A 19,775-nucleotide genomic window follows, 5' to 3' on the forward strand; every position below is an offset into this window, starting at 1 on the left:
CCCTGCCCTTCGCTTATGGCGTCTGGCAACTCTTTTCGAAGATCACCCAGTTGTTCGGCGCCTGACTTATCGGGGGCCGTTCCTGCAGCAACAGCGCCACCAGCAACGACGCCGCCAGCAGCAGCGCGCCCACGAACCACGCCGTCGCCGGCCAGCCGCCGCCCGCGTAGACGACGCCGCCGAACGCGCCGGCCACCGAACCACCCAAGTAGTAGCTGAACAGATACAGCGCGGACGCCTCGGCGCGATCCCGATGCGCCACGGCGCCCACCCAACCGCTGGCCACCGTGTGCGCGGCGAAGAACCCGCCGGTGAACACCCCGACGCCGAGCACGATCGTGGCCAGCGAATGCGGAACGGTCAACAGCAGGCCGGACACCGTGACGGGCAAGGCGCCGCCGAGCACGAGCGCGCGGCCCCTGCGGTCGGCCAGCCGCCCCGCCACCACGGACGTCCACGTGCCCACCAGGTACAGCACGAACAACAGCCCGACGACCCACGAGGCCAGTCCGAACGGCTGGGCGGTCAATCGATAACCCAGGTAGTTGTAGACCGTGACGAATCCCCCCATCAGCGCGAAGCCCAACGCAAAGAGCTTCAGCAGCACGGGGTTTCGCAGGTGAGCCGCCAGGCTGCGCCACGTGGCCCGCACGCTCGCCGCCTTCGGCGTGAAAAACCGCGACCGGGGCACCACGACGGCGAAGACCACCGTGCCGGCCAGCGTCGCCAATGAGCACACCAACAGCGCCACCCGCCAATTGCTGACGTCGACGACCAGGGCCGGGAGGATCCGACCGGTCAGGCCGCCCACCGTGGTGCCGGCGATGTACCGTCCCATCGCCGAACCGAGCGACGAGGCGTGGATTTCCTCGGCGAGAAACGCCATCGCGACGGCGGGAATCCCGGCGAGCGCGACGCCTTGCAACGCCCGTCCGGCGAGGAGAACGCCGAGCGACGGACTGAAGGGCAGCAACAACCCGATGCCGCTGGAGGCCACCCCGGACGTCAGCATCACTGTCACGCGCCCGTAGCGCTCGGACAGCACGCTCGCGGGAACGATGGACAGCGCGAGCATTCCGGTGGTCAGCGAGACGGCGAGCGCCGCGCTCGCCGGGGTGATCCGGTAGTACGCCGACAAGGCCGGCAGCAGTGCCTGCGTGCAGTACATCGCGGCGAAACTGGCCAGGCCGGCGCCGTACAGCGCCGCGGTCACTCGGCGATACCCGCGGCTTCCGGCTTGGTGGGCGGTAGGCATAGCAACGATGCTCGGCGCCGTGGCGTAGGAAAGGAAATGAATTATTGATTGGAATATGATTCATCTGCGGCATAAGTTGAGGTGATGGGCATGCCCGATGGTGACTACGAGTGGTTCGTCACACTCGCGGAGCTGCAACATGTCACGGGCGCGGCCGAACAGTTGCACATCGCGCAGCCGACACTCACCCGGATGCTGGCGCGCCTGGAAGGGCGACTGGGGGTCGCGCTGTTCGATCGTCGCGGCAAGCGACTCGCGCTGAACACCTACGGCCGCATCTTCTACGAGCACGCGCGCCGCGCCCAATGCGAGCTCGATTCAGCGCGGCGGACGATCGACGACCTGGCCAATCCGGCCGTCGGCGAGATCCGACTAGGCTTTCTCGGTTCGTTCGGGACATCGGTGGTGCCGCGATTGATCGCCGGGTTCGCCGAAGCGTCACCGCGGGTGACGTTCACGCTGCACGAAGGTGCCGCCGAATCGATCGGCGATCTCGTGCAGTCCGGGTCGATCGACGTCGGCGTGGTCTCGCCGCGGCCGCAGGCGCCAAATCTGGCCTGGCGCGGCCTGTTTCGTCAGCGCCTCGGTGTTGGGGTCCCCCGCGGCCACCCACTCACCGGCGTTGCGGCGGTGTCCATGACCGATCTGGTCGACCAACCGTTCGTGGCCATGCGGTCCGGCTTCGGCATGCGGCGGCTGCTCGACGAGCTGTGCGCCGCAGCCCAATTCCAGCCGCGAATCGTCCTCGAGTCGGCGAACCTCACGTCGACTGCCGGCCTGGTGGCCGCGGGACTGGGCATCAGCCTGATGCCCATCGACGGCAGCGATCCCGCACCCGGGGTCAGCGTGCTGCCACTGGCCGACGCCGACGCCTACCGGGACGTTGGGATGATCTGGAATTCCGGGCGTCCGTTGTCCCGCCCGGCCCGCGACTTCATCGCGTCCGCGGCGGCCGTCCACCAGGGGGCCGCGACGTAGGTTCTCTATCGCTCTGCGCTGCTGCGTAATTCGCCAGACCACCGATGATGAGCTCAAGTCCGAGTGCAAACTCTTCGTCGATCGGCACGGGCAGGTGCTCGGCCACCGCGTGGGTGGCGGGGAACAACTGGGGATCCAACGCGTGGAAAACCTCAGCTGCGTGTCGGTCATCGAATTCGCGACCGCTGAGCTGAATGACGAAGCCCAGAACATAGCGGGCCACTGTCGCATACGAGCGAGCTGCGAGACGCGGGGTGAAGCCGTTGTCAAGCAAGACCGCCAGCAACGTTTCCCGGTGCGCCAGCGCATTGGGCCCGACCGGAAGCTGATCGACCAGCAGCGGAGCCACGTTGCGGTGCCTGCACAACACCTCAAACGTGGCTCGTGCGAACGACTCGCATGCCCGCTGCCAACCCATCGAGGCGAGTTCCCCCGTGCTGAACTCGATCTCGCCGAACACGCGATCGACCACGTGTGAAACCACCTCGCCCCGGTTGGCGAAATGCCGATACAGCGTGGCTGTCCCCGAATCCAGCCGCTGCGCGAGCGTCCGCATCGAGAGTGCCTCGGCGCCCTCGTCGTCCACGATTTCGAGCGCCGTGCTGACGATGCGGTCCAACGGGAGCCGTGGGCGCCCGCGGGACCGGCGCAGCGGGCTGTCGTCACGAGCCGGTGGGCTGCCTCGGGTCACGCGCCAAGTATCGCGGATCTTGACCGCTAGGGGCAATAACGGATACGGTGTATCCATAAAAATATCGGGCGCCGCCCGATTCACCTTCAAGCCAGACCGGAAGACACGTTGCCATGCTGCTACCACTCGCCACGAAGCCCTTCACCATTCCGACCGACCGGGACCTGCTCCCGTCCGAGCGCCGCGCGTTCGTGCGGACTCATCGCACCTGCGTCTTCGGCTACCGCCGGAAGAACGACGGCCCCGGCATGTCGGTCGTCTACTACATCCCCACCGACGGGGACGAACTGCTGGTATCGACGATGGCCGGCCGCGGCAAGGCCCGAGTCATCGCGCGGGACGGCAAGGTCAGCCTTTGTGTCCTCGACGAACGTTGGCCCTTCGCCTATTTGCAGGTGTATGCCGACGCGGTCATCGACGACGACCCCGACCTGGTGTGCGATGTCATGATGGAAGTCGGTGCCAGGATGTCGGGCCAGCCGCTCCCGTTAGAAGCCCGCCCGGTTGTCGACGCCATGCGTCGGGAAGAAAACCGCGTTGTCGTGCGCTGCCGGCCCTATGCGACATTCGGTCAGCCGCCGCGACACCTCTACCGCAACGACCAGGTAGAGCGCATCACCCATTGGCTGTCCGGCACAGTCCCGTGGGACGCGCCCGACCCGGCCTGACTAATTCCACCCATGAGCCGCATTGTGCTGCGCGGAGCGCGAGTGATCACGATGTCACCGGCGCGCCCCGACGCCGAACGCATCGACATCGTCGTCCAGGGCGATCAGGTCACCCAACTCGGCGAGTGCCTCGACGACACCGACGCCGAAACGGTCGACCTTCCTGGTCGCATCATCATGCCCGGCCTTGTCAACGCGCATCTACACACGTGGCAGAGCGCGCTGCGGTTCGCGGGCGCCGACTGGACACTGCTCGAATACCTGCGCCATATGCACGGTGGCGTCGCGGACCGCTACACGCCCGATGACGTCTACATCGGCAATCTCGCCGCTGCTCTCAATCAAATCAATTGCGGCACAACGACCCTAGGTGACTGGTGTCACAACAACCCGACGCCTGAGCACACCGACGCGGCCATCGAAGGGCTGCAAAGGTCCGGCATCCGCGCCGTGTTTCTGCACGGAGCGCCGAGGCGGGCACCCGACGTGGCCCATCCGCTGGCCGAGGTCGACCGGCTTCTCGACCGGCCAGGCCCAGCGGTCGGCTCGCTCACCATCGGGATGGCGATCGCCGGGCCGCAATACTCGACACCGGATATGGCCGTGGCCGATTTGCGTGCCGCCGCCGAGCGTGACCTCATCGCCTCGATGCATCAAAGCGGCGGCCAACCGGGGGCCGGATGGGAAGCGGTCTGCGCCGCAGGGCTGTTCGGGCCGCGCACCAACGTTGTCCACGGCGCCGGTCTCACCGACGACTGGTTCGGCCGACTGATCGCTGCCGGCGTCAACTTCACTGTCACACCGGAAAGTGAGCTCGGGCACGGCCATGGCGCCCCCATCACCGGACACCTGCTGAGACATGGCGCGGCGCCGTCGTTGGGCACGGACACCGACACGGCTGTGTCGGGGGAGATTCTGGCCGGCGCGCGCATTGCGCTGGCCCATCAACGCGGTCTCGACCACGAGCGCCACCGGCAGGCGACCGGTGCGATAGCCCCCTCACCGTCAGTGACATGTAAGCAGGCGTTGTCGTGGGCGACCGTTGGAGGCGCACGCGCCCTGGGGCTGGCCGACCGGGTAGGAACAATCGAGCCGGGCAAGCAAGCCGACCTCGTCGTCATCGACACGCGACCGCTCAACCTCTGGCCGGCTCGTGATCCGATCGCCGCGGCATTGAACGCCGGCGTCGTCAATATCGAAGCAGTGATGATTGCGGGCCGTTGGCGGAAACGGGATCATTCGCTGATCGAGGCAGACCTCGACAGCGTCAGGAGCGGCCTCCTGGAATCCGCGGAACGACTGATCGGCGCGCGATAAGCACGCGCCGCCCACCACCATGTCGCTTTTCCGCCAGTTTTGTCGGTGCGCGGGTGTAACTGTAGGAACCGTGCACGACGATTTCGAACGCTGCTACCGGGCGGTCCAATCCAAGGACGCCCGGTTCGACGGCTGGTTCGTCACCGCGGTGCTGACGACGCGGATCTATTGCCGGCCCAGCTGCCCCGTGCGGCCCCCGTTCGCGCGCAACGTGCGCTTCTATCCCACGGCGGCCGCGGCGCAGCGAGCCGGGTTCCGGGCCTGCAAGCGGTGCCGTCCCGACGCGTCCCCGGGGTCCCCCGAATGGAACGTGCGCGGCGACGTCGTCGCGCGGGCGATGCGGCTCATCGCCGACGGCACGGTGGACCGGGAGGGCGTCGGCGGCCTCGCGGCCCACCTCGGGTACACCACCCGCCAGCTGGAGCGGCTGCTGCAGGCCGAGGTCGGCGCCGGCCCGCTCGCGCTGGCCCGGGCGCAGCGCGCCCAGACCGCGCGGCTGCTCATCGAGACCACCAAGCTGCCGTTCGGCGACGTCGCGTTCGCCGCCGGATTCTCCAGCATCCGCCAGTTCAACGACACCGTGCGCTCGGTGTTCGAGACCACGCCGTCGGCGCTGCGCCGGCGGCCGGCTGCCCGGAATGGGACCGAGACGAACTCCCCTGGCGCGCTATGCCTTCGGTTGCCCGCGCGCACACCGTTCGCATACGAGGGCGTCTTCGGCCACCTCGCGGCGGGCATCGTGCCCGGCTGCGAGGAGGTGCGCGACGGCGCGTATCGGCGCAGCCTGCGGCTTCCCCATGGCGGCGCCGTCGTGACGCTGACGCCGGCCGTTGACCACGTCCGCTGCCGGTTGGCGCTCGACGACTTCCGCGACCTCACCACCGCGATCGCCCGCTGCCGGCGGCTGCTGGACCTCGACGCGGACCCCGAAGCCGTGGTCGACGCGTTGGCCGGTGACCCCGAGCTGGCCGCGGTGGTGGGAAAGGCGCCGGGACAACGCATTCCGCGCACGGTCGACGAGGCCGAGCTGGCCGTGCGCGCGGTGCTGGGCCAGCAGGTCTCGACGAAGGCCGCCAGAACCCACGCGGGCAGGCTGGTTGTGGCGTACGGAAGCCCGGTGCACGACCCCGAGGGCGCGTTGACGCATGCCTTCCCGTCGGTCGAACAGCTCGCGGAGATCGATCCCGTCCACCTCGCGGTCCCCGAGGCTCGACGGCGAACGCTCCACGCGCTGGTCGCCGGCCTTGCCGACGGAAGCGTCGTCCTGGACGCCGGAAGCGATTGGGACGCCGCCCGCTCACAGTTGCTGGCGCTGCCCGGCGTCGGCCCGTGGACCGCGGAGGTGATCGCGATGCGCGCTCTGGGCGACCCGGATGCCTTTCCCGCCAGTGATCTCGGACTTCGGCTGGCCGCAACGCAACTCGGGCTCCCAGCGGATCAACGGAAACTCATCGAGCGCAGCGCCCGCTGGCGCCCCTGGCGCTCGTATGCCACCCAGCACCTCTGGACCACGCTCGAGCATCCGGTAAACCATTGGCCACCGCAGGAGGTCGCATGATCACCTACCGCACCATCGAGAGCCCGATCGGGCTACTGACCCTGGCCGGGCGCGGCCCGGTGTTGACGAATCTGCGGATGGTCGACCAGCCCTACGAGCCGAACCGCGCCGGCTGGTCGCCCGACCCGCGGGCGTTCGATGCGGCCGTCGAGCAACTCGGCGCCTATTTCGCCGGCGAGCTCACCGACTTCGACATCGAGCTCGAGCTGCGCGGCACGGAATTCCAGCGGCGGGTCTGGCAGGCGCTGCTGACGATTCCCTATGGCGAGACGCGGTCGTACGGGGAGATCGCCGAGCAGATCGGCGCCCCCGGTTCGGCGCGCGCGGTGGGCTGGTCCAACGGCCACAATCCCATCGCGATCGTCGTCCCCTGCCACCGGGTGATCGGCGCGAGCGGAAGCCTGACCGGCTACGGCGGCGGGCTCGACCGAAAGCGCACACTGCTCGCATTGGAGAAAAAGCGTGCGCCGGCGGATCTGACATTATTCGACTGACCGAATGCTTCAAAAGAATGCAAAAACACCCCCGTTGCCGGGGGTGTTTTTGTATATGTTCGGCGGTGTCCTACTTTTCCACCCGAATAGGGCAGTATCATCGGCGCTGACAGGCTTAGCTTCCGGGTTCGGGATGGGACCGGGCGTTTCCCTGTCGCTGTGGCCGCCGTAACTCTATTTATTTTTCATTCAAGTGTTCTGGTGGGGGGTGTGGTGCCGCACGACAAAGTCGTGGAGGCGAATAGTGGTTGCGATTTGTGTTGGTAAGTTTTCGGCCGGTTAGTGCCAGTTCCCTACACCCATTACTGAGCTTCTAGGTCTGGCCTATCAAACCCATGTTCTGTGGGGGGCCTTATCCCTCTAAAAGGGTGAGAAACCTGATCTTGGAGAAGGTTTCCCGCTTAGATGCTTTCAGCGGTTATCCTGTCCGAACGTAGCTATCCAGCGGTGCCCCTGGTGGGACAACTGGTGCACTAGAGGTTCGTCCGTCCCGGTCCTCTCGTACTAGGGACAGGTTTCCTCAAGTTTCTGACGCGCGCGGCGGATAGAGACCGAACTGTCTCACGACGTTCTAAACCCAGCTCGCGTGCCGCTTTAATGGGCGAACAGCCCAACCCTTGGGACCTGCTCCAGCCCCAGGATGCGACGAGCCGACATCGAGGTGCCAAACCATCCCGTCGATATGGACTCTTGGGGAAGATCAGCCTGTTATCCCCGGGGTACCTTTTATCCGTTGAGCGACACCCCTTCCACTCGGGGGTGCCGGATCACTAATCCCGACTTTCGTCCCTGCTTGACTTGTAGGTCTCGCAGTCAAGCTCCCTTGTGCATTTACACTCAACACCTGATTGCCGTCCAGGTTGAGGGAACCTTTGGGCGCCTCCGTTACATTTTAGGAGGCAACCGCCCCAGTTAAACTACCCGCCAGGCACTGTCCGTGAACCGGATATACGGTTCGACGTTAGGTATCCAATACGATCAGAGTGGTATTTCAACAACGACTCCACCCCAACTGGCGTTGAGGTTTCACAGTCTCCCACCTATCCTACACAAACCGTACCGAACACCAATACCAAGTTGTAGTGAAGGTCCCGGGGTCTTTTCGTCCTGCCGCGCGTAACGAGCATCTTTACTCGTAGTGCAATTTCGCCGAGTCTATGGTTGAGACAGTCGAGAAGTCGTTACGCCATTCGTGCAGGTCGGAACTTACCCGACAAGGAATTTCGCTACCTTAGGATGGTTATAGTTACCACCGCCGTTTACTGGGGCTTAAATTCTCCGCTTCACCTTGCGGTTAACGGGTCCTCTTAACCTTCCAGCACCGGGCAGGCGTCAGTCCGTATACATCGTCTTGCGACTTCGCACGGACCTGTGTTTTTAGTAAACAGTCGCTTCTCGCTGGTTTCTGCGACCGGATCCCGCTCCCAGCGCAAGGCTGTTCACGGTATTCCGGCCCCCCTTCTCCCGAAGTTACGGGGGTATTTTGCCGAGTTCCTTAACCATAGTTATCTCGTACGCCTCGGTATGCTCTACCTGACCACCTGTGTCGGTTTGGGGTACGGGCCGTGTGTGTGCTCGCTAGAGGCTTTTCTTGGCAGCAGAGGATCACCGAATTCACCTCAACCGGCTATGCATCACCTCTCAGGAATGTGAGCGACGGATTTGCCTATCGCTCTCCCTACAGGTTTGCCCCAGTATTACCACTGACTGGTACGGCTACCTTCCTGCGTCACCCCATCGCTTGACTACTACCAACGGAGGTCCCACGCAGCCCCGAAACTCCATGCCCCCGAAGGGGAATGGTCGATCCGGTTTTGGGTGGTTAGTACCGTTGATTCGTCAGGGACGCGCACACACGGGTACGGGAATATCAACCCGTTGTCCATCGACTACGCCTGTCGGCCTCGCCTTAGGTCCCGACTCACCCTGGGCGGACTGGCCTGGCCCAGGAACCCTTGGTCTTACGGCGGGCAAGGTTCTCACTTGCCTTATCGCTACTCATGCCTGCATTCTCACTCCCCCACACTCCACCGCCGGTCACCCGGCGGCTTCGCTGCATGAGGGACGCTCCCCTACCCAACCTTTCGGTTGCCGCGGCTTCGGCGGTGTGCTTGAGCCCCGCTACATTATCGGCGCACAATCACTTGACCAGTGAGCTATTACGCACTCTTTCAAGGGTGGCTGCTTCTAAGCCAACCTCCTGGTTGTCTCTGCGACTGCACATCCTTTCCCACTTAGCACACGCTTAGGGGCCTTAGCCGGCGATCTGGGCTGTTTCCCTTTCGACGTACGGAGCTTATCCCCCGCCGTCTCACTGCCACGCTATACACCACGGCATTCGGAGTTTGGCTGACGTCAGTAACCTAGTAGGGCCCATCGGCCATCCAGTAGCTCTACCTCCGTGGTGAAACACGCAACGCTGCACCTAAATGCATTTCGGGGAGAACCAGCTATCACGGAGTTTGATTGGCCTTTCACCCCTACCCACAACTCATCCCCTCAGTCTTCAACCTAAGTGGGTTCGGGCCTCCACGCGGTCTTACCCGCGCTTCACCCTGGCCATGGGTAGATCACTCCGCTTCGGGTCCAGAACACGCCACTACACCCCAAAGGGGATGCGCCCTATTCAGACTCGCTTTCGCTGCGGCTACCCCTCACGGGTTAACCTCGCGACATGTCCCTGACTCGCAGGCTCATTCTTCAAAAGGCACGCCATCACCCCACAAGGAGGCTCTGACGGATTGTAGGCACACGGTTTCAGGTACTCTTTCACTCCCCTCCCGGGGTACTTTTCACCATTCCCTCACGGTACTAATCCGCTATCGGTCATCGAGAAGTATTTAGGCTTACCGGGTGGTCCCGGCAGATTCACAGCAGATTCCACGAGCCCGCTGCTACTCGGGAGTTGATACAAGGCAGGTGTCGGGTTTTCGCGTACCGGGCTCTCACCGTCTACGGCAGACCATCCCAGGCCATTTCCGCTAACTACGACACTTTTTGACTACCCCTCAGCCAGGTAGAGCTGAGACATATCAATCCCACAACCCCGCACACACAACCCCTACCCGGTTACACATGCGTGCGGTTTAGCCATGTTCCGCTTTCGCTCGCCACTACTGACGGAATCACAATTGTTTTCTCTTCCTACGGGTACTGAGATGTTTCACTTCCCCGCGTTCCCCCCCGCACCCTATATATTCAGGTGCGGGTAACACGACATCACTCGTGCTGGGTTTCCCCATTCGGAAATCCTCGGATCAACGCTCGGTTGACAGCTCCCCGAGGCATATCGCAGCCTCCCACGTCCTTCATCGGCTCTCGATGCCAAGGCATCCACCATGCGCCCTTAAGCACTTACAAACACAAAAAACCAAAGAAAAATTACACATTTTAATGGACACACCACCACGAGGGCAGCGCATCCATTTAGATGCTCGCAACCACTATCCAGTTCTCAAACACCACACCCCACCACCAAGATGGGGGGACACCACTCGAAACAACCCGAGTGCTGCCTCAGGACCCAATAGTGTGTCTGGCTTTCGCCTTGTTGTTGTGCACCCGGCCCCGCCCACTACAGGCGAGAACCCCTCACGGCTTGCACCCCACCAATTGGAGTGCTTTTCGTGGTGCTCCTTAGAAAGGAGGTGATCCAGCCGCACCTTCCGGTACGGCTACCTTGTTACGACTTCGTCCCAATCGCCGATCCCACCTTCGACAGCTCCCTCCCAAAGGGTTAGGCCACTGGCTTCGGGTGTTACCGACTTTCATGACGTGACGGGCGGTGTGTACAAGGCCCGGGAACGTATTCACCGCAGCGTTGCTGATCTGCGATTACTAGCGACTCCGACTTCACGGGGTCGAGTTGCAGACCCCGATCCGAACTGAGACCGGCTTTAAAAGGATTCGCTTAACCTTGCGGCATCGCAGCCCTTTGTACCGGCCATTGTAGCATGTGTGAAGCCCTGGACATAAGGGGCATGATGACTTGACGTCATCCCCACCTTCCTCCGAGTTGACCCCGGCAGTCTCTCACGAGTCCCCGGCATTACCCGCTGGCAACATGAAATAAGGGTTGCGCTCGTTGCGGGACTTAACCCAACATCTCACGACACGAGCTGACGACAGCCATGCACCACCTGCACACAGGCCACAAGGGAACCGACATCTCTGCCGGCGTCCTGTGCATGTCAAACCCAGGTAAGGTTCTTCGCGTTGCATCGAATTAATCCACATGCTCCGCCGCTTGTGCGGGCCCCCGTCAATTCCTTTGAGTTTTAGCCTTGCGGCCGTACTCCCCAGGCGGGGTACTTAATGCGTTAGCTACGGCACGGATCCCAAGGAAGGAAACCCACACCTAGTACCCACCGTTTACGGCGTGGACTACCAGGGTATCTAATCCTGTTCGCTCCCCACGCTTTCGCTCCTCAGCGTCAGTTACTGCCCAGAGACCCGCCTTCGCCACCGGTGTTCCTCCTGATATCTGCGCATTCCACCGCTACACCAGGAATTCCAGTCTCCCCTGCAGTACTCCAGTCTGCCCGTATCGCCCGCACGCTCACAGTTAAGCCGTGAGATTTCACGAACAACGCGACAAACCACCTACGAGCTCTTTACGCCCAGTAATTCCGGACAACGCTCGCACCCTACGTATTACCGCGGCTGCTGGCACGTAGTTGGCCGGTGCTTCTTCTGCAGGTACCGTCACTTGCGCTTCGTCCCTGCTGAAAGAGGTTTACAACCCGAAGGCCGTCATCCCCCACGCGGCGTCGCTGCATCAGGCTTGCGCCCATTGTGCAATATTCCCCACTGCTGCCTCCCGTAGGAGTCTGGGCCGTATCTCAGTCCCAGTGTGGCCGGACACCCTCTCAGGCCGGCTACCCGTCGTCGCCTTGGTAGGCCGTCACCCCACCAACTAGCTGATAGGCCGCGGGCCCATCCCACACCGCAAAAGCTTTCCACCATAAAGCATGCGCTAAATGGTCCTATCCGGTATTAGACCCAGTTTCCCAGGCTTATCCCGAAGTGCAGGGCAGATTACCCACGTGTTACTCACCCGTTCGCCACTCGAGTACCCCCGAAGGGGCCTTTCCGTTCGACTTGCATGTGTTAAGCACGCCGCCAGCGTTCGTCCTGAGCCAGGATCAAACTCTCCAAACAAAAACCCCTCGATAACGAGGTGAATTTACAATCAGAGAAAATCTGACCTAACAAAAAGACACCAATATACTGGCATCAAAAAAACAGCCATACCCACACACGGGGGGTGCAGAATATGGCCAAAAAACAACAACAATTTAAAAAGACCAAACACACTATTGAGTTCTCAAACAACACTCATGCTGATTTTCGCCCGCTTCCGGGCAACCCTGCCAGCTTAATACCAGTCCGGCGGAGGCGTCAAGCCCCAGTTTTGGTCATCTTGTGTGGTGACCGCTGCGGGGCAGCCGTGCCAGGCTAGTACCGATCCGGCGAGGGAGTCAATTCCCCGGTTTCGGCCCCCCTCGCGGGGTGACCGCCCTTGTGGGGCACTGACTTTGACTACTCTACCCGCTCGATCTCCGCTCCCAAAATCGCCAGGTTCTCCACGAACAAGGGGTAGCCGCGGTCGATGTGGAAGACGTCGTGGACCTCGGTGTCGCCGTCGGCGACCAGCCCGGCCAGCACCAGGCCGGCGCCGGCCCGGATGTCCGAACACCACACCGGGGCGCTGGATAGTTGCGGCAGGCCCCGCACGACGGCGTGGTGCCCGTCGGTGCGGGCGTCGGCGCCCAGCCGGATCATCTCCTCGACGAACCGGAAGCGGGCCTCGAACACGTTCTCCGTGATCATCGACGTGCCGTCGGCGATCGAGGCCAGCGCGATCGCCATCGGCTGCAGGTCGGTCGGAAATCCGGGAAAAGGCAAGGTCGCGACGTTGACAGCCTTCGGTCGCTCGTACTGCGTCACCCGGAAGCTGCTGTCAGTCTGGGTGACCGTGGCACCCGCGTCGTGCAACTTGTGCAGCACCACCTGCAGGTGGGCCGGGTCGACGCCGGTCACCTCGATGTCGCCGCGGGTCATCGCGGCGGCGATGCCCCAGGTGGCGGCCACGATGCGGTCACCGATCACGCGGTGTTCGGTCGGGTGCAGCCGCGCGACGCCGGTGATCGTCATGGTCGGCGAACCCGCGCCTTCGATCCGCGCGCCCATCTGGTTCAGCATCGTGCAGAGATCGACCACGTCCGGTTCGCGCGCCGCGTTATGAATAGTGGTGACGCCCTCGGCCACGACGGCGGCCATCAGGATGTTCTCGGTGGCCCCCACCGACGGGAACTCCAGCTGAATCTCCGCGCCGCGCAGAGTGTCCGCCTGGGCGACCACGCATCCGTGCTCGATGTTGCATTGCGCACCCAGCTGGCGCAGGCCCGCCTGATGCATGTCCAGCGGGCGCGATCCGATCGCGTCCCCGCCCGGGAGCGCGACCCTGGCGCGCTTGCAGCGGCCAACCAGCGGGCCCAGCACGCAGACCGAGGCGCGGAACTGCCGCACCGCCGCGAAGTCGGCGTCGTACTTGGGCTCGTCGGGCGAGGTGATGCGGGCGACGTCGCCGTCCAGCTCGACGGTGGCCCCCAGGCCGCGCAAGACCTCTGCCATCAATGGCACGTCGAGGATGTCCGGGCAGTTGGTGATGGTGCTGGTGCCCTCGGCCAGCAGGGTCGCGGCCATCAGCTTGAGCACGCTGTTCTTGGCGCCCCCGACGGCGACTTCGCCTGACAAGCGGTTGCCGCCGGTCACCACGAATCGCTCAGTCACCCGGGTCAGTTTAGTGAAGCGGTTTGGGCTTGTCAGTCAGCCGAGGCGGCCAGCCGAGTACCGTTTTCTCATGGCGATCCACCTGACCCGCATATATACGCGAACCGGCGATGACGGGACGACGGGATTGAGCGATTTCTCACGGGTCTCCAAGAACGATCCCCGGCTGGTGGCGTACGCGGATTGCGACGAGGCCAACTCCGCGATCGGCGTCGCGATCGCGCTCGGTCGGCCCGACGGGGAAATCGCGGGCGTGCTGCGGCAGATCCAGAACGACTTGTTCGACGCCGGCGCGGACCTGTCGACGCCGGTGGCGGAAAGCCCCAAGTATTCCCCGCTGCGAGTTCCCCAGGCCTACATCGATCGGCTCGAGGCATGGTGCGACAAGTACAACGAGCCGCTGCCGGCGCTGAATTCGTTTGTGCTGCCCGGAGGTTCGCCGCTGTCGGCGTTGTTGCACGTCGCCCGGACGGTGGTGCGGCGGGCCGAGCGCTCGGCGTGGGCCGCGGTGGTTTCGCAGCCCGAGGGGGTCAGCGTCCTGCCGGCAAAGTACCTGAACCGACTGTCGGACCTGCTGTTCATCCTGGCGCGGGCGGCCAACCCGGAGGGCGACGTGCTCTGGAAGCCGGGCGGCGGGGCAGCCGAAAGCTGAAGTGTCGCAATGAAGCACAACCGATCTATCCCGCCCGTCGCCGTGATCCCCGTGCTTGTCTATCCGGACGTGCGCGCGGCGGTGGACTGGCTCGCCGCGGCCTTCGGCTTCGTCGAGCGAACCCGGATCGGCGACAGCCACCGCGCGCAGCTGGGCATCGGCGCCGACGGGGCCATCATCGTCGCGGACGTCGCCGGTGAGCGGCGACCGCCGACGGCCGGCGTCGTCACGCACGAGATCAAGGTGCGGGTCGCCGACGTGGACGGCCAGTTCGAACGCGCGCGGGCGGCCGGCGCGAAAGTGCTGGAGCCGCCCGTCGACCGCGAATACGGCGAACGGGAATGCACCGTCGAGGATCTAGCGGGACATCGCTGGCAGTTCAGCGAAACTGTGCGCGACGTCGCGCCGGAAGAATATGGATGCCGGACCGTCAGCCCGTGGTAGTCACACGCTGCGGCGGCGTGCGCGCGGCGAGGGCCGGGACTCCAGCCACGACAGGAACGCGGTCAGGGCGCCCTTGTCGAGCGCGAGCTCGTAACCGGACCTGCGATCCTGCGTCGTGTCGCGCAGCTCCAGGACGACGATCTCGTCGGTCATGATGTCGAACTCGTCGCCGCGCGGCGCGCGCCGGGCCACGATCTCCACACCGCGCCGGCTGAGCCGACGGTCCGGCCACAAACGCAGGCTGGACAGCCGGTAGAAGGCGGCCTCGCCGCCGCGGTAACGGATCACGCCGTGCCGCCAGCCGTGCCCGCCGACGGCGGGAATGTCCCGCATGATCCCGGCCGTTCCGCCCTGGCGCAGCTTCAACAGCCGGTAGCTCAGGGCGAGAACGGCAACCCCCAAGACAACGACGAGCACGACCATGCCGACCATGGGCGCGCTCATCGACGGTTAGTCGATCGCGCCGACGGCGCGCAGTCTGGCGCGCCCCCTTGCGGCGGTGCGGGGATCGTCGGACTCGGCGGCCTCTCTGGCGGCGCTCTCGTCGATCTCCGACTCGAACTCAGCCGATTCGGCCAGGATGCTGACCTGTTCCTCGGTCACCGACAAGAACCCACCGTCCACCGCGATCCGCAGGTCGTCTTCGCCTTCGCGCTCGACACGCACCATGGCGTCGTCCACCAGCTGTGCCACCAGCGGGATGTGGCGGGGCAGGATGCCGATCTCGCCGACGGTGGTGCGGGTGAACAGGAACGTTGCCTCACCCGACCAGATCTTCCGGTCGACGGCGACGATCTCAACGTTCAATTCGGCCATGCGAGAGCGCCTTTCAGGAATCGAGCTTGGCGCCGAAGCTTTCGGCTTTCTTTGCCAAGTCGTCGAGGCCGCCGATCAGGAAGAAGGCCTGCTCGGGGATGTGGTCGAAGTCGCCCTTCGTCAGCTTGTCGAACGCCTCGATGGTCTCCTTCACCGGCACCGTCGAGCCCGGCTGGCCGGTGAACTGTTCCGCGGCCATCATGTTCTGCGACAGGAACCGCTCGATGCGCCGGGCGCGCTGGACCAGCTGCTTGTCCTCCTCGGACAGCTCGTCGATGCCGAGGATGGCGATGATGTCCTGAAGGTCCTTGTAGCGCTGCAGGATTCGGATGACCTCCTGCGCCACGCGGTAGTGCTCGTCACCGACGACACCGGGGTCCAGGATCGTCGAGCTCGACGCCAGCGGGTCCACCGCGGGGAAGATGCCCTTGGAGAACACCGAACGCGACAGCTCGGTGGTGGCGTCCAGGTGCGCGAACGTCGTCGCGGGCGCCGGGTCGGTGTAGTCGTCCGCCGGCACATAAACCGCCTGCATCGACGTGATCGACCGCCCCCGGGTCGAGGTGATGCGCTCCTGCAGCTCGCCCATCTCGTCGGCCAGCGTGGGCTGGTAGCCCACCGCCGACGGCATGCGACCGAGCAGGGTCGACACCTCGGAGCCGGCCTGGGTGAACCGGAAGATGTTGTCGATGAACAACAGCACGTCCTGGCCCGCCTCGTCGCGGAACCACTCGGCCATCGTCAGCGCCGACAGCGCCACCCGCATACGGGTGCCGGGCGGCTCGTCCATCTGACCGAACACCAGCGCGGTGTCCTTGAGCACGTCGGCTTCCTTGAGCTCCACCCACAGGTCATTGCCCTCGCGGGTGCGCTCGCCCACGCCGGCGAAAACCGAAGTACCACCGAAGTTTCGGGCAATACGGTTGATCATCTCCTGGATCAGCACCGTCTTGCCCACACCGGCACCGCCGAAGAGGGCGATCTTGCCGCCGCGCACGTAGGGGGTCAGCAGGTCGACGACCTTCAGGCCGGTCTCGAGCATCTCGGTGCGCGGCTCGAGTTCCTCGAAGGCCGGCGGCTTGCGGTGAATCGACCAGTGGTCGAAGTCCTCGCCGTACCCCGGCTTGTCCAGGCAGTCGCCGAGGGCGTTGAAGACGTGACCCTTGACGGCCTCGCCGACCGGCACCGAGATCGACTTCCCGGTGTCGGTGACCTCGACACCGCGCACCAGGCCGTCGGTGGGCTGCAACGAAATGGTGCGAACCAGGCTGTCGCCCAGGTGCTGCGCGACCTCGAGCGTGAGCTTCTTGGCCATCGCCTCGTAGGTGATGTCGGCGTGCAGCGCGTTGAACAACTCGGGCACCGAGCCGCGCGGGAACTCGACGTCGACGACGGGCCCGGTGACCCGTACCACGCGGCCGCTGGTGTCGGTGTCCTTCGAGTTTTTGGTCTTCTGGTCAGTAGCAGTCATGTTTCTTCTTCCTCGTGCGCTACTTAGCGTCGGCGAGCGCGTTTGCGCCGCCGACGATTTCGCTGATCTCCTGGGTGATCTGGGCCTGCCGCTCGCGGTTCGCCATCAGCGTCAGCTCTTTGATGAGGTCGTCCGCGTTGTCGGTGGCCGACTTCATCGCACGCTGGCGCGACGCCAGCTCCGATGCCGCCGATTCAAGTAACGCCGCGTAGACGCGCGTCGTCACGTACCGCGGCAGTAACGACTCGAAAAGCGTTGTCGCGTCCGGCTCGAACGAATAGAGGGTGTGCAGTTCGGGCTCTTCCTCGACGTACTCCACCACCAGCGGGGCGATGCGGTGGGCCGCCGCCGCCTGCGACATCATCGACTTGAACTCCGAATAGACGATGTGCAGTTCGTCGACGCCCTGGACGTCCTCCGACTGCTGACCGTCGTCGTCGCCCACACCTTTCATGAAGGTGTCGACCAAGGTCTCCGCGATCTCCGCGGCATTCTCGTACGCGGGCTGCTCGGAGAACCCGGTCCACGACTCGGTGATGTCCCAGTTGCGGAACTTGAAGTAGTTCTGCGCCTTTCGGCCCACCGTGTACAGGACCGGGGTCTTGCCTTCCTCCCGTAGCAGGGCGAACAGCTCCTCGGAGCGCCGGAAGATGCTGGAGTTGTAGGCACCGCACAGACCGCGGTCGGAGGACACCACCAGCACGCCTGCGCGCTTCGGGTTTTCCCGCTCGACCAGCAAGGGGTGGTCCAGAGCGGCCTCGGCCGACAGGGTCGTGAGCATCGCGGTGATCTGGAAGGCGTAGGGCCGCGCGGATTGCAGCCGGGCCTGCGCCTTCCCGATGCGCGACGTCGCGATCATCTCCTGGGCCTTGGTGATCTTTTTGATCGACCCTGCCGAACGAATCCGGCCCCGCAATTCGCGAAGTGTCGCCGCCATCGTTAGCTACTTCTTGTCCTTCTTGGAGTCCTTGGATTCTTTCTTTGGCTTTTCCTTCTTGACTTGCACCGACTCCTTTTCGAGGTCTTCCTCGTCCATCGGCTCGACGTGCTCGTCGGGCACCACCGACCGGCCGTCGGAGGCCGCGAAGCCCTTCTTGAACTTCTTGATGATCTCGGTGAGCTGGTTCTCACCCTCTTCGGAAAGCTTCTGGCTGTCGCGGATGCCGGCCAGGAACTTCTCTTCGGAGGCGCGCATGTGGTCCAGCAGTTCCGTTTCGAACCGCCTGACGTCCTCGACGGGCACGGAGTCCAGGTGGCCGCCGGTTCCCAAGAAAATCGAAACCACCTGCTCCTCGACCGGCATGGGCTGGTACTGCCGTTGCTTGAGCAGTTCGACCAGCCGCTCGCCGCGCGCCAGCTGCGCCTTGGACGTGGCATCCAGGTCAGAAGCGAAGGCGGCGAACGATTCCAGCTCGCGGTACTGCGACAGGTCCAGCCGCAACGAACCCGCCACTTCCTTCATCGCCTTGATCTGCGCGGCGCCGCCGACGCGGGACACCGAGACACCGACGTTGATGGCGGGCCGGACGCCCTGGTTGAACAGGTCCGACTCCAGGAAGCACTGCCCGTCGGTGATCGAGATGACGTTGGTCGGGATGTAGGCCGAGATGTCGTTGGCCTTGGTCTCGATGATCGGCAGGCCGGTCAGCGAGCCGCCACCGAGCTCGTCGGAGAGCTTCGCGCAGCGCTCCAACAATCGCGAGTGCAAGTAGAACACGTCGCCCGGGTAGGCCTCGCGGCCCGGTGGGCGGCGCAGCAGCAGCGAGATCGCGCGGTAGGCCTCGGCCTGCTTGCTCAGGTCGTCGAACACGATCAGCACGTGCTTGCCGTCGTACATCCAGTGCTGGGCGATCGCCGAACCGGTGTACGGCGCAAGCCATTTGAAGCCGGCCGCGTCGGATGCGGGCGCCGCGACGATGGTGGTGTAGTCCATCGCGCCGCCCTCGTCCAGCGCGCGACGGACCGCGGCGATCGTGGTGCCCTTCTGACCGATCGCCACGTAGACGCAACGCACCTGTTTGCGTTCGTCACCCGACTCCCAGTTCTGCCGCTGGTTGAGGATGGTGTCGATGCAGACCGCGGTCTTGCCGGTCTTGCGGTCGCCGATGATCAGCTGCCGCTGACCGCGGCCGATCGGGGTCATGGCGTCGATGGCCTTGATCCCGGTCTGCAGCGGCTCCTTCACGCCCTGACGCTGGACCACCGACGGCGCCTGCAGCTCCAGCGCGCGCCGCACGTCGGTCTCGATGTCCCCGCGCCCGTCGATCGGGTGGCCCAGCGGGTTGACGACCCGGCCCATGAACGCATCGCCGACGGGGACCGACAAGACCTCCCCGGTGCGCTTGACCTGTTGGCCTTCTTCGATTTTCTCGAAATCACCCAGGATGACCGCGCCGACGCTGTGCTCGTCCAGGTTGAGGGCGACGCCGAGGACCCCGCCCGGGAACTCGAGCAGCTCCTGGGTCATGACCGACGGCAGACCCTCGACGTGCGCGATGCCGTCCCCGGCGTCGATGACGGTGCCGACCTCCTCGCGCGAGGTGTCGGCGGTGAAGGAGCTTACGTACTCCTCGATGGCACCCTGGATGTCGTCAGCCGAGATTGTCAACTCTGCCATGGCTTTTCGTCTTCCTACT

Annotated in this window: 15 protein-coding genes and 3 rRNA genes; 7 read left to right on the forward strand and 11 right to left on the reverse strand. The window is 64.4% G+C overall.

Annotation, left to right across the window (positions count from 1 at the left end; translation table 11 throughout):
* Positions 1-13: 13 nt before the first annotated feature.
* A complete protein-coding gene (locus A5787_RS09625) occupies positions 14-1,255 on the reverse strand; it encodes an MFS transporter (RefSeq protein ID WP_156763861.1) in 1,242 nt (413 codons plus the stop codon).
* Positions 1,256-1,345: 90 nt separating this feature from the next.
* Between A5787_RS09625 and A5787_RS09630 the strand changes: the two genes are divergently transcribed.
* Positions 1,346-2,233 carry a LysR family transcriptional regulator gene (locus A5787_RS09630; protein WP_066965374.1) on the forward strand — a complete coding sequence of 296 codons (888 nt, stop codon included), beginning with the start codon at positions 1,346-1,348 and terminating at the stop codon, positions 2,231-2,233.
* On the opposite strand, the gene A5787_RS09635 is transcribed toward A5787_RS09630, so the two are convergent.
* Positions 2,190-2,852, reverse strand: coding sequence for a TetR/AcrR family transcriptional regulator (locus A5787_RS09635; protein ID WP_066965177.1), 663 nt, complete (start codon positions 2,850-2,852; stop codon positions 2,190-2,192). The genes A5787_RS09630 and A5787_RS09635 overlap by 44 nt on opposite strands.
* A gap of 185 nt (positions 2,853-3,037) precedes the next feature.
* Here A5787_RS09635 and A5787_RS09640 point away from each other — a divergent pair, with 185 nt between their 5' ends.
* The 4 genes from A5787_RS09640 (at position 3,038) to A5787_RS09655 (ending at position 6,961) form a co-directional block, all read left to right on the forward strand.
* Positions 3,038-3,592: a pyridoxamine 5'-phosphate oxidase family protein gene (locus tag A5787_RS09640; RefSeq protein ID WP_066965180.1), complete on the forward strand. Its 555-nt coding sequence runs from the start codon at positions 3,038-3,040 to the stop codon at positions 3,590-3,592.
* 12 nt (positions 3,593-3,604) lie between these two features.
* Positions 3,605-4,909, forward strand: a complete 1,305-nt coding sequence (locus A5787_RS09645; RefSeq protein ID WP_066965183.1) for an amidohydrolase family protein — start codon at positions 3,605-3,607, stop codon at positions 4,907-4,909.
* A gap of 70 nt (positions 4,910-4,979) precedes the next feature.
* A complete protein-coding gene (locus A5787_RS09650) occupies positions 4,980-6,467 on the forward strand; it encodes a DNA-3-methyladenine glycosylase 2 family protein (protein ID WP_066965186.1) in 1,488 nt (495 codons plus the stop codon).
* Complete coding sequence (locus A5787_RS09655; protein WP_066965189.1) at positions 6,464-6,961, forward strand: methylated-DNA--[protein]-cysteine S-methyltransferase; 498 nt, start codon at positions 6,464-6,466, stop codon at positions 6,959-6,961. The genes A5787_RS09650 and A5787_RS09655 overlap by 4 nt, the downstream gene beginning before the upstream one ends.
* A 57-nt stretch (positions 6,962-7,018) precedes the next feature.
* On the opposite strand, the gene rrf is transcribed toward A5787_RS09655, so the two are convergent.
* The 4 genes from rrf to murA all read right to left on the reverse strand — a co-directional run bounded on the left by rrf (position 7,019) and on the right by murA (position 13,756).
* Positions 7,019-7,132 (reverse strand): 5S ribosomal RNA (gene rrf / locus A5787_RS09660).
* An 88-nt stretch (positions 7,133-7,220) separates the two neighbouring features.
* A 23S ribosomal RNA gene (locus A5787_RS09665) occupies positions 7,221-10,321 on the reverse strand.
* Between the two features lie 280 nt (positions 10,322-10,601).
* Positions 10,602-12,121 (reverse strand): 16S ribosomal RNA (locus tag A5787_RS09670).
* The 16S, 23S and 5S rRNA genes sit together here, the layout of an rRNA operon.
* Before the next feature lie 381 nt (positions 12,122-12,502).
* Positions 12,503-13,756, reverse strand: a complete 1,254-nt coding sequence (gene murA / locus A5787_RS09675) for a UDP-N-acetylglucosamine 1-carboxyvinyltransferase (RefSeq protein WP_066965192.1) — start codon at positions 13,754-13,756, stop codon at positions 12,503-12,505.
* A 70-nt stretch (positions 13,757-13,826) separates the two neighbouring features.
* Here murA and A5787_RS09680 point away from each other — a divergent pair, with 70 nt between their 5' ends.
* Together A5787_RS09680 and A5787_RS09685 are read left to right on the forward strand one after the other, a co-directional pair.
* The gene (locus A5787_RS09680; RefSeq protein ID WP_066965194.1) at positions 13,827-14,408 is read left to right on the forward strand and encodes a cob(I)yrinic acid a,c-diamide adenosyltransferase; all 582 of its coding nucleotides are present in this window, start codon (positions 13,827-13,829) and stop codon (positions 14,406-14,408) included.
* Between the two features lie 9 nt (positions 14,409-14,417).
* The gene (locus tag A5787_RS09685; RefSeq protein WP_066965197.1) at positions 14,418-14,852 is read left to right on the forward strand and encodes a VOC family protein; all 435 of its coding nucleotides are present in this window, start codon (positions 14,418-14,420) and stop codon (positions 14,850-14,852) included.
* Here the strand turns inward: A5787_RS09685 and A5787_RS09690 are convergent, their stop codons facing one another.
* Genes A5787_RS09690 through atpA form a run of 5 tightly spaced genes read right to left on the reverse strand, consistent with a single transcriptional unit; the run spans position 14,853 to position 19,756 of the window.
* Positions 14,853-15,296, reverse strand: coding sequence for a DUF2550 domain-containing protein (locus tag A5787_RS09690; RefSeq protein WP_066965200.1), 444 nt, complete (start codon positions 15,294-15,296; stop codon positions 14,853-14,855).
* Between the two features lie 6 nt (positions 15,297-15,302).
* Entirely contained in the window at positions 15,303-15,668 is a 366-nt protein-coding gene (locus tag A5787_RS09695; RefSeq protein WP_066965203.1) for a F0F1 ATP synthase subunit epsilon, read from the reverse strand.
* A gap of 13 nt (positions 15,669-15,681) precedes the next feature.
* Positions 15,682-17,139, reverse strand: a complete 1,458-nt coding sequence (gene atpD / locus A5787_RS09700) for a F0F1 ATP synthase subunit beta (RefSeq protein WP_066965206.1) — start codon at positions 17,137-17,139, stop codon at positions 15,682-15,684.
* A gap of 19 nt (positions 17,140-17,158) precedes the next feature.
* On the reverse strand, positions 17,159-18,076 hold the full coding sequence (locus A5787_RS09705; protein WP_066965209.1) for a F0F1 ATP synthase subunit gamma: 918 nt from the start codon (positions 18,074-18,076) through the stop codon (positions 17,159-17,161).
* 6 nt (positions 18,077-18,082) lie between these two features.
* On the reverse strand, positions 18,083-19,756 hold the full coding sequence (gene atpA, locus A5787_RS09710) for a F0F1 ATP synthase subunit alpha (RefSeq protein ID WP_066965212.1): 1,674 nt from the start codon (positions 19,754-19,756) through the stop codon (positions 18,083-18,085).
* Positions 19,757-19,775 lie beyond the last annotated feature (19 nt).

The sequence above is a fragment of the Mycobacterium sp. 852002-50816_SCH5313054-b genome (assembly GCF_001667185.1).
GTDB lineage: Bacteria > Actinomycetota > Actinomycetes > Mycobacteriales > Mycobacteriaceae > Mycobacterium.

Bases quoted from the DNA above. Each gene is read 5' to 3' on its own strand.
- A5787_RS09695 (WP_066965203.1), bottom strand. From the start codon at position 15,668: ATGGCCGAATTGAACGTTGAGATCGTCGCCGTCGACCGGAAGATCTGG.
- A5787_RS09685 (WP_066965197.1), top strand. From the start codon at position 14,418: ATGAAGCACAACCGATCTATCCCGCCCGTCGCCGTGATCCCCGTGCTT.
- atpD (WP_066965206.1), bottom strand. From the start codon at position 17,139: ATGACTGCTACTGACCAGAAGACCAAAAACTCGAAGGACACCGACACC.
- A5787_RS09680 (WP_066965194.1), top strand. From the start codon at position 13,827: ATGGCGATCCACCTGACCCGCATATATACGCGAACCGGCGATGACGGG.
- A5787_RS09645 (WP_066965183.1), top strand. From the start codon at position 3,605: ATGAGCCGCATTGTGCTGCGCGGAGCGCGAGTGATCACGATGTCACCG.
- A5787_RS09630 (WP_066965374.1), top strand. From the start codon at position 1,346: ATGCCCGATGGTGACTACGAGTGGTTCGTCACACTCGCGGAGCTGCAA.
- atpA (WP_066965212.1), bottom strand. From the start codon at position 19,756: ATGGCAGAGTTGACAATCTCGGCTGACGACATCCAGGGTGCCATCGAG.
- A5787_RS09655 (WP_066965189.1), top strand. From the start codon at position 6,464: ATGATCACCTACCGCACCATCGAGAGCCCGATCGGGCTACTGACCCTG.
- A5787_RS09705 (WP_066965209.1), bottom strand. From the start codon at position 18,076: ATGGCGGCGACACTTCGCGAATTGCGGGGCCGGATTCGTTCGGCAGGG.
- A5787_RS09625 (WP_156763861.1), bottom strand. From the start codon at position 1,255: ATGCCTACCGCCCACCAAGCCGGAAGCCGCGGGTATCGCCGAGTGACC.
- A5787_RS09690 (WP_066965200.1), bottom strand. From the start codon at position 15,296: ATGAGCGCGCCCATGGTCGGCATGGTCGTGCTCGTCGTTGTCTTGGGG.
- A5787_RS09640 (WP_066965180.1), top strand. From the start codon at position 3,038: ATGCTGCTACCACTCGCCACGAAGCCCTTCACCATTCCGACCGACCGG.